Origin of the sequence: Streptobacillus canis (assembly GCF_009733925.1) — a bacterium.
GTDB classification, from domain to species: domain Bacteria; phylum Fusobacteriota; class Fusobacteriia; order Fusobacteriales; family Leptotrichiaceae; genus Streptobacillus; species Streptobacillus canis.
Genome location: NZ_WOEI01000009.1, coordinates 17,096 through 31,320, shown reverse-complemented (window position 1 = coordinate 31,320; position 14,225 = coordinate 17,096). Strand labels below are relative to the sequence as shown.

The window sequence follows — 14,225 nt, the reverse complement described above, 5'->3', positions numbered from 1 at the left end:
ATTGCCTATTTTTTAAAAAGGAGAGCGATGGAAGATTACATATTAGTATTGAATAAACCAAAAGATATTACTTCATTCTCATATATTCAAAAAGTACGTAAAGAATTAGATATAAAAAAAATTGGTCATGCAGGTACATTAGATCCAATGGCCGAAGGTTTAATGATAGTTATGGCTAATAATGCTACTAAATTTTCTGATTACTTAATGAAGCACTCTAAAACATATTATGTTGAAATGGAACTTGGTTATGAAACAAATACATTTGATTTAGAGGGTGAAATTACAAATAAATCTGATTCTGAATTTAAATTATCTTTAAATCAAATTAACAATACTATAAATAAATATATTTGTAAATTTTCTCAAATTCCACCAATGTTTTCTGCGATTAAAAAAAATGGTGTGAAACTTTACGATTTAGCTAGAAAAGGAATAGAACTTGAACTAGATGGAAGAGAAGTTGAGATTTACAATATTTATGATATTGAGTATAAAGAAAATATATTATCATTTAGAGCTGATGTAAGTAGTGGTACATACATAAGATCATTAGTAAGAGATATTGGAAGAGATTTAGATACTTATGCTACTATGACTAAATTAGTTAGAGAACGTATTGATAAATATACTTTAAATGATGTAAATACAAAAATACCAGTTGAAAAACTCTTTAATTATAAGAGACTTGATGTTGATGAAAAAATGTATTTAGAACTACTTAATGGTATGACAAAAATAATAGAATTAAAAGTAATTGATGAAAATGATAAATATCTAAAAATTTATTATAATAATATTTTTGCTGGACTAGTAGAAATTAAGCAAAAAATAAGATATACTTATTATATAAAAAGGAGTAAATACTTTAAGGAGTTGAGATAATATGAAAATTCGTAAAGCAATTATCCCTGCAGCGGGACTTGGTACAAGAGTTTTACCAGCAACAAAAGCACAGCCAAAGGAAATGCTTAGTATTGTTGATAAACCAGCATTACAATATCTTGTAGAAGAATTAATAGAAAGTGGTATACAGGAAATATTAATTATAACAGGTAGAAATAAACAATCAATTGAAAATCATTTTGATTATTCTTATGAATTAGAAGCAATCTTAAAAGAGAAAGGTAAAGAAGAACTATTTAATGAAGTCCAAAATATATCTAAAATGGTAAATATGTATTATGTAAGACAAAAATTACCTTTAGGATTAGGGCACGCTATATCATGTGCAGAATCATTTGTAGCAAATGAGCCATTCTTAATCTTATTAGGTGATGATATCATTTACACAGATAAGGAAAAAGGTGAAATTCCCGTATCTAAACAATTGATTGATGCATATGAGAAAAACGGTGGAGGAAGTATAGTTGGAGTTCAAAAAGTACCTAAAAAAGATCTAAATAAATATGGTATTATAAAACAAGGAAACAGGATTGATGAAAGAATTTATGAAATTGAAAATTTCGTTGAAAAACCAAATATAGAAGATGCTCCAAGTGAATTTGCTGCATTAGGTAGATATATCCTAGAACCTCAAATCTTTAAATATCTTAAGCAAGAAAAACCTGTAGACTTTGAGATACAGTTAACACCTGCAATACTTAATATGGCTAAAAATAATGAATCAAAACTTTATTCATATGAATTTGATGGTTTAAGATATGATACAGGTGATAAATTTGGAATGTTTAAAGCTACTGTAGAATTCGGACTTAGACATCCAGAACTTAAAGATAGAATAAAAGAATACTTGAAAGATTTAAAGGTAGAATTATGATAATTGTTGGTGATAATATTACAACTAAACAAATTGATGAATACATTGAAAATCAATGTGAAATTAGTAAAGATGTACTAATGGAAAATGTTGTTTTTAAGTTATATGAGAGTATAGATAAAAATTTTGATACTTATTTGATAATCGCAGGCTTTGGCAATAATGGAGGAGATGGATATGCTCTTGCAAGACAATTACATACAAATAATAAAGAAGTTATTGTTTTTAAAATAAATAACGATTTTTATAGTGAAGAATGTAAAAAAAATATCATTAGATGTGAAAAAATAGGTATACAAATAATTGATAATATTGAAAAATTAGATTTTTATTTACAAAGATCTGAAGTTGTTATTGATGCAATCTTTGGTATAGGTTTAAATAGAGAATTATCAAAAAATATTAAAGATATTATTTATAAAATAAATAAGTATAAAATATTATCACAATATAAAGTATATAGTATAGATATACCATCTGGACTAGACTCAAAATATGGTAATACATATGGTGCATGTATTGAAGCTGATAAAACATTAAGTATAATGACATATAAACAAGGATTCTTAAATTATAATTGTAAAATTAATACAGGAGAAATTGAAGTAATTAAAAATATTGTTATTCCAAATGAAGAACTAAAAAAATTTTCAACAACCTATCTAGTCGAAAAGGCTGATATAAAAAAAATGGAATTAAAAAGAAGAGAAGAAGATAATAAAACTACATATGGTAAAACATTTATTATTTCTGGATCTAAAAAGTATTTTGGTGCTGCAGAACTAGCAACACAAGCTTCAGTAAAATGCGGTAGTGGTTATACATATTTGTTATCGGACTACGATAAGATAGAGGAAATTACAAGAAATATTCCAGAAATTATATTTGAAAAGAATATCAACAATCTTGAAAAAGCAACTACAATAGCAATTGGACCTGGAATGGAATTCAATGAATATATATATAATATAATTGAAGAATATAAAGATGATAAATTTTTTGTTATTGATGCAGGTGCGTTAAATAATGTTATCAATTTTAATGATCCAGAGAAAACAATAATTACACCCCATATAGGAGAATTTTCAAGAATAAGTAAAATTGATTTGAATACAATAATAAAAGAGCCAATTGAAACAATACTAGAATATTCAAAGCAAAACAGAGTAACATTATTATTGAAAGGTAAGAATACATATATAACTAATGGAAGAGAAGTATACATAATTGATACTGGAAATCCATATATGGCAAATGCAGGAATGGGTGATGTACTAACAGGTATGATTTCATCAATAAATTCACAAGGCTATGGAGTAATGAATGCAGCAATTATAGCAACATATTTACATGGATATATAGCAGATAAATTACAAGAAGAACAATACATAATAAATCCAAGTGATATAATTAAAAATATAAGTAAGTATATGAAAGAATTATTTAAATAACACTTTAACAGGTGTTATTTTTTTTATTATATAGGAAATTAGAATTCTAATAAGATGTATATAATTTTATTGATTAATATAAAAAGAAACCACAGTTTATAGAAAATTAATAAGTAAATTTAAGTAATACAAAAATACCTATTTAAATAATAGGCCATTAGGGTTATAGAATTTATGAATAGGTCGGCCAATAGCAGAGGAAACAAAAAGTTCATAAGCTTCAAGATAAATATTACAATTAGGACACATAAAAGGATCAAAGCTCCAAATAGTTTTAAAGTTCTTTCTAAAAAGAGAAGGAACTTTTTTTATTTGGGTGTTGTGTATTTGGAACATTACCAACAGCTGATAAAATCACGTTTTTGCTATATTTGTTCTAAATATATAACATCAAACTTTTTGTGTTATACATTTTTTACAAATAAAGTTAAACTGTATTGTACAATGTGAATAATCGGCGATATTGTGACTAATTATATTGATGTATTTTTTTTAAGTGCATTATTAAATCTTGTTTCTTTTTATTGAAATGTAAGTTTTGTGACTTAAATAATAAGTTTTGTGAGTAAGTGTTTTGTGTGTGAATTGTAAAAAATAAACTTATATTGAATTTGTCTGTTTATTATTGTATAATTAATTTAAAAGAGGTGATTAAATGAAAAATATTGTTATTGGTGTAACTTCTGGTATTGCTTGCTATAAAGCTCTAGATTTATGTTCTAAACTAAAAAAACAAAATTATAATATAACTGTAATAATGACTGAAAATGCTACAAAACTTATTTCACCATTATTATTTCAGACAATAACCGGGAATAAGGTTTATACCGAAATATTTGACAAAGATGATATCAAGGTAACTCATATAGAGTTATCCAAAAAAGCTGACTTAGTATGCATAGTTCCAGCAACCTATAATCTTATTGGTAAAGTTTCATCAGGGATAGCTGATGATTTTTTAACAACATTTATTGCTGCATGTAACTCAAAAAAGGTTATGTTTTTCCCTGCAATGAATACAAATATGTATCTAAATCCAATATTGCAAGACAATTTAAACAAATTAAATAATTATGGATATAGAATTTTTAACCCTGCAACTGGATTATTAGCTTGTGGAGATAATGGAATCGGCAAATTACCACAAATAGATGAAATTTTTAATGAAATTGTTTTTGAAATTGAAAGATCAAGTGAATTACTTAATAAAAACATATTAATTACAGCTGGTGGGACACTAGAGCCAATAGATCCAGTTAGATATATATCTAATAAATCAAGTGGTAAAATGGGCTACGCTATAGCTAAACAAGCATCATTAAAAGGTGCAAATGTTACACTAGTGAGCACAAAACCCGAATTAGATGTTCCAAAAGGTATTGATAAAGTAATTTATGTAAAAAGTGCAAAAGAAATGCATGATGTTGTTTTAACTGAAAGTAAATTTAACGATTATATTTTTATGGTTGCAGCTGTATCTGATTTCAAAGTAAAAAATTATTCAGAAAATAAAATAAAGAAAAATCAATTAACAGAACTAAAAATTGATTTAGATTTAAATCCAGATATTTTAAAAGATTTATCAGAAATTAAACCAAGAACATTTACCTTAATTGGTTTTGCAGCTGAAAGCAATAACATTTATGAAAATGCAAAACAAAAACTTAAGAATAAAAATTTAGATTATATAATTTTAAATGACATATCTGATAATACAATTGGATTTAATTCAGAAAATAATAAAGTTATAATATTTGATAAAAATGAAAATATAATTGATATTGATAAAAATACTAAAGATAATGTTGCAAAAGAAATCTTGGATAAAATTTTAATATGAGTCCGATAATATACCTTATGTATAAATAGAAAGGAGATGAAAATGTCTTTAGGAAATACAAACTGCCCTATTATACTCCCAGAAGTTCCAATACAACCTTTAGATATAATTGAAAAAAGTATACAAAAAAAATATAGAGAATATTTATGGTCTCCTTTTATTAAAGCTTTAAAAGATTTTGAATTGGTCAATGAAAATGATAAAATTGCTGTTGCAATATCAGGAGGTAAAGATTCATTATTATTAGCAAAACTATTTCAAGAATTACAAAGAGCTTCAAATACAAAATTTGATTTAGTTTTTATTGCTATGAACCCTGGATTTAATCAACGTAACCTAGATAATTTAAAATTTAACCTTGACCACTTAAATATCCCTTGTCATATATATAATGATAATATATTTGAAGTTGCTGGTAAAATTGCTAAGGATTATCCTTGTTATATGTGTGCTAAAATGCGTCGTGGGTCTCTTTATAACAAAGCTACAGAACTTGGCTGTAATAAACTTGCCTTAGGTCATCATTTAGATGATGTAATTGAAACTACTCTAATGTCTATGTTTTATATGGGTAAATATGAAACTATGTTACCAAAATTAAGGTCCGATAATTTTAATATAGAGCTGATTAGACCTCTATTCTACGTTGAGGAAAAAAATATCATAAAATTTGTAAAAAATAATGGTATTCAAGCTATGAATTGCGGCTGTACAGTTGCTGCTGAAAAAACTTCAAGTAAAAGACGTGAAACTAAAGAACTTATTGAGAATTTATCTAGATTTAACCCAAATATTAAAAAGAAAATTCTCTCTTCTACTTTCAATGTAAATATTGAAAAAATCTTAGGTTTTAAATATAAAAGTAAACACTTCTCTTATCTTGATGATTATGAATTAATAAAAAAATAAGATTGTTTATATCATATTCTCATGGTATAATTTATTGAAATATTTAAATAGGAGTATTAATGTAATGCATAAAAGTTATTATGAAGATTATTTTAAAAATATAAAAATTAAGGAGAGTGTAATGAAAGGAATAATTTGTGTTGATGGAGTTGTTGGTGTTGGAAAATCTTCTTTAGGAAAAATATTAGCAGAGAAATATGATTCTATATTGTATGAAGAACCTGTTGTAAATAATCCTATTCTAGATAAGTATTATTATGATAGAAAAAGATGGTCTTTCCCATTACAAATATTTTTCTTAAATAAAAGATTCCAAATGATAAAGAATGCGTCAAAATTAGGTAGATGTGTTATGGATAGATCTATTTATGGAGATGTAATCTTCTCTAAAATGCTTGTTGAAGATGGAGACATGACACAAGAAGAATTTGAATTATATGAAGAATTACTTTTTAATATGTTAGAACATGTTGAAAAACCAGCATTGATGATCTATTTAGAAACTTCTGTAGAATCTGCTTTAGCTAAGATTAAAAAAAGAGGTAGAGATTACGAGCAAATCGTTCCTAGAGACTATTGGGAAAGTTTAGATAGACATTATAGAGAATATTTTAAAAATTATAATATATCTGAAATAATAACTATAAATGTAGATGAAATCGATTTTGTTAACAATGAAAAAGATAGAGAATATATTTTAAGTTTAATTGATGAAAAATTATCAAAACTTGAAAATAATATAAAATAAAGCTATTCATATGAATAGCTTTTTATATTAAATTACTTTTTAAATAAACATCTACTAATTTTTCAGTTGCTTTTACTGAATCTATGTGACTTCTTTCATAAGAATGTGAAGATTCAACACCAGCACCTATTAAAGCATGTCTAACATCAATTCCTGCTCTCATTGCACTTGAAGCATCACTTCCATAATATGGATATATATCTAATTTATAACCAATATTATTTTTTTCTGATAAATTAACCAAATGTTGACGTAATTCATAATGATATGGACCTGAAGCATCTTTCACACAAATTGAAACAGTATATTCATCTGTTTGTTGATCATCACCCATAGCTCCCATATCAATTGCTAAATATTCAACAACATTTTCTGGTATACTCGAATTTGCTCCATAGCCAATTTCTTCATTATTACTGAAGTAAAAATGTGTTGTATTAGGTAAAATTATTTTATTTTCAGAATAATCTTTAAGTAAATTTAGCATTATTGCAGCACTTATTTTATCATCTAAATGTCTACTCTTAATGAACCCACTGTCTGTAACTACAGTTCTTGGATCAAAAGAAATAAAATCTCCTACTTCTATACCTAAATCTCTAGTTTCTTTTTCACTAGTTACTTTTTCATCAATTCTTACCTCAATATTAGTTTGATTTCTTTCAATAGTTCCTGCATTTTTATATACATGAACACTAGTTTGATGCATTAATATAGTTCCATCAATAGCTTTTTCATTTTTTGAAACATGAATTTTACAATTTTCTCCTTCTATAGAATTAAATGTAAAACCTCCAATTAAATCTATTTTAAGGCGACCGTTTGGTTTAATTGCTCTCACCATTGCACCTAAGGTATCTAAATGAGCTGTTACAATACGATGTTTCTCATCATCAATACCTTTTAAAGTAACCATTACAGCCCCTTTATTTGTATATTGAGGAAATAAACCAAAACTTTTTATTTCATCATAAACAAATTTCATTATATTTTTTGTATAACCTGTTGGCGAAGGAATGCTAGTTAATTTTAATAAATAATCTAATGTATTCATTCTTTTTCTCCTATTTATTTTTATCTAAAGCTTTGTTAAATTCAGCAATTACATGTTCTACTTCTTTTAAATACTCTTCGTTTGTTTCTGTTATTTCAACTTTTTCCATTATATCTCCAGTAACTAATTCTTTTACAACTTTTAAATCAGCTTCAGATTCTACTTCACCAAATATTGTGTGATTATTATTTAACCATCCTGTTATTACTGTAGTTATAAAAAATTGAGACCCATTTGTATTTGGCCCTGCATTAGCCATTGCTAAATATCCAGGTTTATCAAATACATATCCATTAAAGAATTCATCACCAAATGCATACCCAGGACCACCCATTCCAGTTCCTGTAGGATCTCCACCTTGCGCCATAAAATCTTCAATTACTCTATGAAATTTTAAACCATCATAATATCCTCTACTAATTAAATTAACGAAATTAGCAACTGTTACTGGTGCCGCATCTTCAAATAAATTCAAATTAATTATCCCTTTGTTTGTCGTCATTTTTACTTTCATATTTTACCTCTTTCTATCTTATAACATCATTTATTAAAATTGAAGAAGAACCATCTTGAACTTTAGGTAATTCTCCATTCCATTTTTCAATTGCCATTTTTTGTAATAATTGTTTACTTAACGAATTACTTTCAATTTGATTCGCCTTTGCTTGTAATTCTTTTTCTTTTAAATTATACTCAGCTAATTTTACTCTATTTTCTGCTTCAACAGATAATTTTTCTTGTTCTGCTTTTGCTTTTTCTACTGCTTGTTCTGCTACTTTCTTCTGTTCAATTGCTTTTTCATATTCATCAGAAAAGTCATGATTAACAATAGAAATATTAGATACATTTAGACCATAAGTTTCAAAATCATCTTTTAAGTCTTCAAATATTAATCTTGAAATTTCTGTTCTTTTCGAAACAAATTCCTCAATTGTATATTTAGATATTGTGGCTTGTACTATTTCTCTTACTCTAGGTCTTATGAATCTAGATTCATGATTTCCACGAAAAGCTTTATATAATTTTTCAGGATCAGAAATACTTGCTTGAACATTTAGTTCAATATTTACAGTTTGTATATCTTTTGTTGAAACATTTAAAGATAAATCTTCTCCATTTTCTTTTGTAAAATCATAAATTCTTTCCCTAATCTCCAACATATCTTTTGACTGTATAAAAGGTATTTTAAAATTAAGTCCTTCACCCTCGATTTTATTTACTTTACCAAAAGTAGAAATAACTGCTACCTCCCCTGTATTTACAGTATAACAGCTTAATACAATTGAAACAATCGCCAATACAGCTATGATACCAGCTGAAATACTCTTATAACTTGGTTTATAATTATTTATTGAATTCATATTACACCTACCTGTATTTTAATTTTGTTTCCGCATCCTTATAATTTTTCATATATTTTTCAATGTGCCTATAAAAATTTACACTATGATTTGGATGCTTTAGATGTGCCAACTCATGTATTATAACATAATCAATTTCAAATAATGAACGTTTTATTAAATTTGTATTTAACGCTATTATTTTCTCAGTTGGCTTACAATAACCCCACTTTCCTTTAATAGTCTTTATTATTAATCTATCAATTTTTTCATTCATAACTGATAAATAAATTTCTATTCTCTGTTTAAAAAGTTTTTCTGCTTCTTTATAATAAAATTGTTCTATAAGCTTCTTTTTATAATTAAATTCGTTATTTTTAGTATTTATAATAATTCTATCTTCTGAAATATTTACATTATCATAAGTATTTTCAATAATATTTAAACTAAAATATTTCCCTAAAAATTTTATCTTAGTAGAATCTTCAAAAGTTTCTTCTTGAACATTCTCTTTATATACTTTAAACTTCTGTATATTCTTATCTATCCAATCTTTTTTTGATAATATAAACTGCTCTATATAATAATTATCAATATTTAATGGTGCAGATATATATATACTTAAATCACTTCTTACCCTTAAATTAATGTTTTTTACTTTTTTTCTTTCTACTTCATAACCAAGTATTTTCTCAATCAACTTTTATATCCTCCATCTCTTTTTCAAGAGTATATCTTATTGGATCAAAAACAAATACTGTTTTATCTAAAACTTTATAATATAGACTTTCATCTAAAAGTTTTATTGCTTTTATTATTTTTAAAACATTATTTTTTTTATTAATAAATAATTTTTTATCTCCAACTAACAAAATAATTTTAAACTTATTTATTCTAGCTCCTTCAGATGTTGAATTAAAAGAAAGAGAATTTACTAGAATATCTTTTACTTCATAAAGATCAATATAAATATTTTTAATAGTAAATAAATCTCTTTTTGTAATAATAAGCTCATTATTTATTCCTACTACTTTTTCAAATTTATCATTATAAGTTTGCATAATTTTTCTAGTTATTCTAATTACTATACTTGTTAAAAAAAATACAACTAAAAATCTTACCATCTATTCTCCTATACTAATTTATCTAAAAATACTGTTGCTAAACCTAAGAATAAGAAAAATCCACAAATGTCTGTAATTGTTGTTAATACAACTGCTGAAGCCATTGCTGGATCTATCTTTGCTAATTTTAGACCAACTGGTATAAGATATCCAACTAAACATGCAATTACACAATTTCCAATCATCGCTAAAAATATTACAAAGCTTAGATAAAAACTCTTATAAAAGAAATAAATTGCAATCGCACATATTACTCCTAAAACTATACCATTTATAAATCCTAAAGCAATATATTTTAAAGATATTTTCCAACTATCATCACTATCGCTCTCGTCAAGCGCAATCGATCTAATTGTAACAGCTAAACTTTGAGTTCCTGCATTTCCACCCATTCCTGATACTATAGGCATAGAAACAGCAAGTGCTACAACCGCATCTATTGTCTCTGAAAATAATCCTACTGTAAATGAAGCTAAAAATGCTGTTACTAAATTAATCGCTAACCAAGGCAGTCTTTTTGAAACACTATCTTTTAATGTTGTTTCTAAAGTCTCATCATCCCCTGCCCCGTGTAATTTCAAGATATCCTCTGTATTTTCTTCATTAATTACATCAATAACGTCATCTATCGTAATTATTCCTAACATATTACCTTTTCTATTAACTACAGGAACAACTTTTAATCCATATCTAGAAACTATTTGTGCAACTTTTTCTTGATCATAATATGGATCAACATAAATAATATTTTCATCTGTTATTTCTTCTAAAATTGTATCATCTGATGCTATTAAAATATCACGTAAATCGGCTTCTCCAAATAATCTTGACTCTTCATCTAATACAAATATAGTTTCTATATATTCTGTTTTAGGACCAATAACTTTTATTTTTTCCATAATGTCTTTAATTTTAAGGTTTTTCTTAAATGCAATATACTGAGTGGTCATTATCCCCCCTGCAGTATCATCTGCATAACCTAATAGCAATCTGATTTTATTTGCATCAGATCTTTTCATATTATCTAATATTTCTTTACTTTTTCTTAATTCTAATGAACCTAAAATATCGGCAACATCATCTGGTGGTAAATAAGTTAAAATATCAATTGATTCTTCTAAATCAAGTAAATTTAAAATACGAATTTGTAGTTCTTCATCTGCTTGTTCAAATATTTCTATTTGTGCTTCTTCACTAAATAATTTAAATACTCTTAAAAGTTCTGAATCATCTTCTATTTCATAAAATGAATCAGCAATATCTACTGTATGGTGTTCTTCAACAAATTCTTCAACTTCTTCTTCAGATTCTAAATTTTGAAGATCTTCTGCTATTTCCTCTGTATCTATATCATCCGCATCTTCAAAATATTCTTCTTCTTCACCATGTTCTAATCTATTCTTAATTTCTTGTTTTAATAAATCAATTTCTTCTTGTGTTAATTTATCTATATCTACATTATTTTTCATTTTTCACCCTCATTTCTTTTAAGATAGGTAAAAAATATTTTACAGCTAATAATGTTTTCATATCTATTAGATATTCCTCAATTTCATCTATTTTAACCCAATGTGATTTTATATCCTCTCCCTCATCAAAGTCTGTATTACCTGGTAATATATCATTTGATTTTAATCTAGCTGCATAAAAATATATAAACTGTGTCATATATGGGTCAACTAACATAGGATTTCTGATTTCTATCATGTCACATACATCTTCAGGATTATATCCTGTTTCTTCTTTCAATTCTCTATTTATAGCATAATAAGGAGATTCACCTGGATCAATAATACCTGCAACATTTTCAAAAGTAGCCTTATCAACACCTGGACGATATTGTTCTACTAATAAAACTTTTTCTAAGTTCTCATCAAACAATGTCAGGCATACTGCATCATCTTTTACAATATACTCTAATGGCACATTGGTTGTAGGATGATACTTAATTGCTCCCTTTAAAAATTTAAAACCATCTTTTATTGGTATTTCCATTTTAATCACCTCTTTTTTTCATTAAATTATACTAATATTATACTATAATTAATCGAATAAAAGCAACCTTTTTAGGGTATATTTAAAATTTGAAAAAATCAATATAATTTGCTATAATATATAGAAGAAAATATAATTGAAAGGATGTAATATGATAACTACAAGTAATTTAACTGTCCAATTTGGAGGAAGAAAATTATTCGAGGATGTAAATATAAAATTTACAGAAGGAAATTGTTATGGAATTATAGGTGCTAATGGTGCTGGTAAATCTACATTTCTTAGAGTATTAACTGGTGAAGTTGACTCTACAAATGGTGAAATTATTATAGATAAAAATAAAAGAATATCATTTTTAAAACAAGACCACTTTGCTTATGAAGAAAACATGGTTTTAGATGTTGTAATTATGGGCCATGAAAAACTTTATCAAATAATGCAAGAAAGAAATGAAATATACTCTAAGACTGAATTTACAGATGAAGATGGAATTAAAATTTCAGAACTAGAAGGTGAATTTGCTGATTTAGATGGTTGGGAAGCTGAAACTAATGCTGAAAAATTATTAAATGGATTAGGTATAACACCTGATTTACACTATAAACTTATGAAAGAATTAACAGAACCTGAAAAAGTTAAAGTCTTATTAGCTCAAAGCTTATTTGGTAATCCAGATATATTACTTCTTGATGAGCCTACAAACGGACTTGATTTAAAAGCTGTTAACTGGCTTGAAAATTTTATAATGGATCTTGAAAGTACAACTGTATTAATAGTATCTCATGATAGACACTTCTTAAATAAAGTATGTACACACATTGCAGACATTGATTATGGAAAAATTAAACTTTTTGTTGGAAACTATAACTTCTGGTATGAGTCTTCACAATTAATGCAAGAATTATTAAGAAACCAAAATAAAAAAGTTGAACAAAAAAGAAAAGAATTACAAGAATTTATTGCTAGATTCTCTGCTAATGCATCAAAATCTAAACAAGCAACAAGTAGAAAAAAACAATTAGAAAAATTACAATTAGAAGATATGCAAGTATCTAATAGAAAGTACCCATATGTTGATTTTAAACCTGAAAGAGAAGCTGGAAACAATATGTTAAAAGTTGAAAACCTATCTAAAACTATAGATGGTGAACTAGTATTAGATAATATTAGTTTTACTATTAATACAAATGATAAAGTTGCTATTCTTTCAAGAAATGATATAGCTAAAACAACTCTATTCCAAATCCTTGCAGGAGAAATCGAACCAGATACCGGAACTTATGAATGGGGTATGACTACTACTCAAAGTTATTTCCCTAAAGATAACTCTGAGTATTTTGAAAATGTTGACTTATCTTTAATTGATTGGTTAAGACAATTTTCAAAAGATCAACATGAAGAATATGTTAGAGGATTTTTAGGCCGTATGCTATTCTCTGGTGAAGAAGCTAGAAAAGAAGCAAAAGTACTTTCTGGGGGAGAAAAAGTTAGATGTATGTTAGCTAAAATGATGTTATCAGGTGCAAATGTATTACTTCTTGACAACCCTACAGACCATTTAGACTTAGAATCAATTACTTCATTAAATAAAGGTTTAACTAAATTTAACGGTACTATATTATTTACAACACATGATCATGAATTTATTGAAACTGTTGCAAATAAGATTATTGAAATTACACCTAAAGGTTTAATATATAAAGAAATGAGCTTTGATGAATATATCGAAGACGAAGAATTACAAGAACAAATCAATGATTTGTATAGATAAAAATAAAAGGAGCCCAACTATGATTTGTCAAGTATAAATTAATAAAAATATAGTTGGATAGGTTATCAAATTTTAGACATAACAAAATTAGCACTAAATGATGTGCTTTTTAAACAATATCAATTATCCTAAAGAATCAGGATCAAAGGCAACATTATCCTTAAGGATTTTAAATATAACATGAATTAACTTTTTAGCAACATGACCCAAAGC

14 protein-coding genes are annotated in these 14,225 nt (G+C 26.2%); 7 read left to right on the top strand and 7 right to left on the bottom strand.

Annotated features, from left to right (window positions below; genetic code table 11):
- Window positions 1-27: 27 nt before the first annotated feature.
- The 6 genes from truB (at window position 28) to GM111_RS03615 (ending at window position 6,728) form a co-directional block, all read left to right on the top strand.
- Entirely contained in the window at window positions 28-885 is an 858-nt protein-coding gene (truB, locus tag GM111_RS03640; RefSeq protein WP_156299515.1) for a tRNA pseudouridine(55) synthase TruB, read from the top strand.
- Between the two features lies 1 nt (window position 886).
- A complete protein-coding gene (gene galU / locus GM111_RS03635; protein WP_156299514.1) occupies window positions 887-1,780 on the top strand; it encodes a UTP--glucose-1-phosphate uridylyltransferase GalU in 894 nt (297 codons plus the stop codon).
- Complete coding sequence (locus GM111_RS03630) at window positions 1,777-3,231, top strand: NAD(P)H-hydrate dehydratase (RefSeq protein WP_156299513.1); 1,455 nt, start codon at window positions 1,777-1,779, stop codon at window positions 3,229-3,231. Before galU ends, GM111_RS03630 begins: the two co-directional genes overlap by 4 nt.
- A gap of 655 nt (window positions 3,232-3,886) precedes the next feature.
- Entirely contained in the window at window positions 3,887-5,071 is a 1,185-nt protein-coding gene (gene coaBC / locus GM111_RS03625) for a bifunctional phosphopantothenoylcysteine decarboxylase/phosphopantothenate--cysteine ligase CoaBC (protein ID WP_156299512.1), read from the top strand.
- A 42-nt stretch (window positions 5,072-5,113) separates the two neighbouring features.
- Window positions 5,114-5,980 (top strand): tRNA 2-thiocytidine biosynthesis TtcA family protein, encoded by an 867-nt coding sequence (locus tag GM111_RS03620; protein WP_156299511.1) that lies wholly within the window; start codon window positions 5,114-5,116, stop codon window positions 5,978-5,980.
- 121 nt (window positions 5,981-6,101) lie between these two features.
- A complete protein-coding gene (locus GM111_RS03615) occupies window positions 6,102-6,728 on the top strand; it encodes a deoxynucleoside kinase (protein ID WP_156299510.1) in 627 nt (208 codons plus the stop codon).
- A 22-nt stretch (window positions 6,729-6,750) separates the two neighbouring features.
- Here GM111_RS03615 and GM111_RS03610 read toward each other — a convergent pair whose 3' ends face one another.
- Genes GM111_RS03610 through GM111_RS03580 form a run of 7 tightly spaced genes read right to left on the bottom strand, consistent with a single transcriptional unit; the run spans window position 6,751 to window position 12,241 of the window.
- Window positions 6,751-7,782 (bottom strand): M42 family metallopeptidase, encoded by a 1,032-nt coding sequence (locus GM111_RS03610; protein ID WP_156299509.1) that lies wholly within the window; start codon window positions 7,780-7,782, stop codon window positions 6,751-6,753.
- 10 nt (window positions 7,783-7,792) lie between these two features.
- Window positions 7,793-8,296 (bottom strand): peptidylprolyl isomerase, encoded by a 504-nt coding sequence (locus GM111_RS03605; RefSeq protein WP_156299508.1) that lies wholly within the window; start codon window positions 8,294-8,296, stop codon window positions 7,793-7,795.
- A 13-nt stretch (window positions 8,297-8,309) separates the two neighbouring features.
- On the bottom strand, window positions 8,310-9,143 hold the full coding sequence (locus tag GM111_RS03600) for a prohibitin family protein (protein ID WP_197034458.1): 834 nt from the start codon (window positions 9,141-9,143) through the stop codon (window positions 8,310-8,312).
- Between the two features lie 7 nt (window positions 9,144-9,150).
- Window positions 9,151-9,822: a M48 family metallopeptidase gene (locus GM111_RS03595; RefSeq protein WP_156299507.1), complete on the bottom strand. Its 672-nt coding sequence runs from the start codon at window positions 9,820-9,822 to the stop codon at window positions 9,151-9,153.
- Window positions 9,815-10,246, bottom strand: a complete 432-nt coding sequence (locus GM111_RS03590; protein WP_156299506.1) for a hypothetical protein — start codon at window positions 10,244-10,246, stop codon at window positions 9,815-9,817. Before GM111_RS03590 ends, GM111_RS03595 begins: the two co-directional genes overlap by 8 nt.
- An 8-nt stretch (window positions 10,247-10,254) precedes the next feature.
- Entirely contained in the window at window positions 10,255-11,715 is a 1,461-nt protein-coding gene (gene mgtE / locus GM111_RS03585) for a magnesium transporter (RefSeq protein ID WP_156299505.1), read from the bottom strand.
- Complete coding sequence (locus GM111_RS03580) at window positions 11,705-12,241, bottom strand: NUDIX hydrolase (protein ID WP_156299504.1); 537 nt, start codon at window positions 12,239-12,241, stop codon at window positions 11,705-11,707. The genes mgtE and GM111_RS03580 overlap by 11 nt, the downstream gene beginning before the upstream one ends.
- Window positions 12,242-12,392: 151 nt before the next feature.
- On the opposite strand from GM111_RS03580, the gene GM111_RS03575 reads away from it, so the two are divergent.
- Window positions 12,393-14,012, top strand: coding sequence for an ABC-F family ATP-binding cassette domain-containing protein (locus GM111_RS03575; RefSeq protein ID WP_156299503.1), 1,620 nt, complete (start codon window positions 12,393-12,395; stop codon window positions 14,010-14,012).
- Window positions 14,013-14,225 lie beyond the last annotated feature (213 nt).

What these genes read in the sequence shown, in the direction of transcription:
- GM111_RS03580 (WP_156299504.1), bottom strand. Translation starts at nt 12,241, where the DNA reads ATGGAAATACCAATAAAAGATGGTTTTAAATTTTTAAAGGGAGCAATT.
- mgtE (WP_156299505.1), bottom strand. Translation starts at nt 11,715, where the DNA reads ATGAAAAATAATGTAGATATAGATAAATTAACACAAGAAGAAATTGAT.
- GM111_RS03575 (WP_156299503.1), top strand. Translation starts at nt 12,393, where the DNA reads ATGATAACTACAAGTAATTTAACTGTCCAATTTGGAGGAAGAAAATTA.
- GM111_RS03605 (WP_156299508.1), bottom strand. Translation starts at nt 8,296, where the DNA reads ATGAAAGTAAAAATGACGACAAACAAAGGGATAATTAATTTGAATTTA.
- truB (WP_156299515.1), top strand. Translation starts at nt 28, where the DNA reads ATGGAAGATTACATATTAGTATTGAATAAACCAAAAGATATTACTTCA.
- GM111_RS03630 (WP_156299513.1), top strand. Translation starts at nt 1,777, where the DNA reads ATGATAATTGTTGGTGATAATATTACAACTAAACAAATTGATGAATAC.
- GM111_RS03620 (WP_156299511.1), top strand. Translation starts at nt 5,114, where the DNA reads ATGTCTTTAGGAAATACAAACTGCCCTATTATACTCCCAGAAGTTCCA.
- GM111_RS03590 (WP_156299506.1), bottom strand. Translation starts at nt 10,246, where the DNA reads ATGGTAAGATTTTTAGTTGTATTTTTTTTAACAAGTATAGTAATTAGA.
- coaBC (WP_156299512.1), top strand. Translation starts at nt 3,887, where the DNA reads ATGAAAAATATTGTTATTGGTGTAACTTCTGGTATTGCTTGCTATAAA.
- GM111_RS03615 (WP_156299510.1), top strand. Translation starts at nt 6,102, where the DNA reads ATGAAAGGAATAATTTGTGTTGATGGAGTTGTTGGTGTTGGAAAATCT.
- GM111_RS03610 (WP_156299509.1), bottom strand. Translation starts at nt 7,782, where the DNA reads ATGAATACATTAGATTATTTATTAAAATTAACTAGCATTCCTTCGCCA.
- GM111_RS03600 (WP_197034458.1), bottom strand. Translation starts at nt 9,143, where the DNA reads ATGAATTCAATAAATAATTATAAACCAAGTTATAAGAGTATTTCAGCT.
- galU (WP_156299514.1), top strand. Translation starts at nt 887, where the DNA reads ATGAAAATTCGTAAAGCAATTATCCCTGCAGCGGGACTTGGTACAAGA.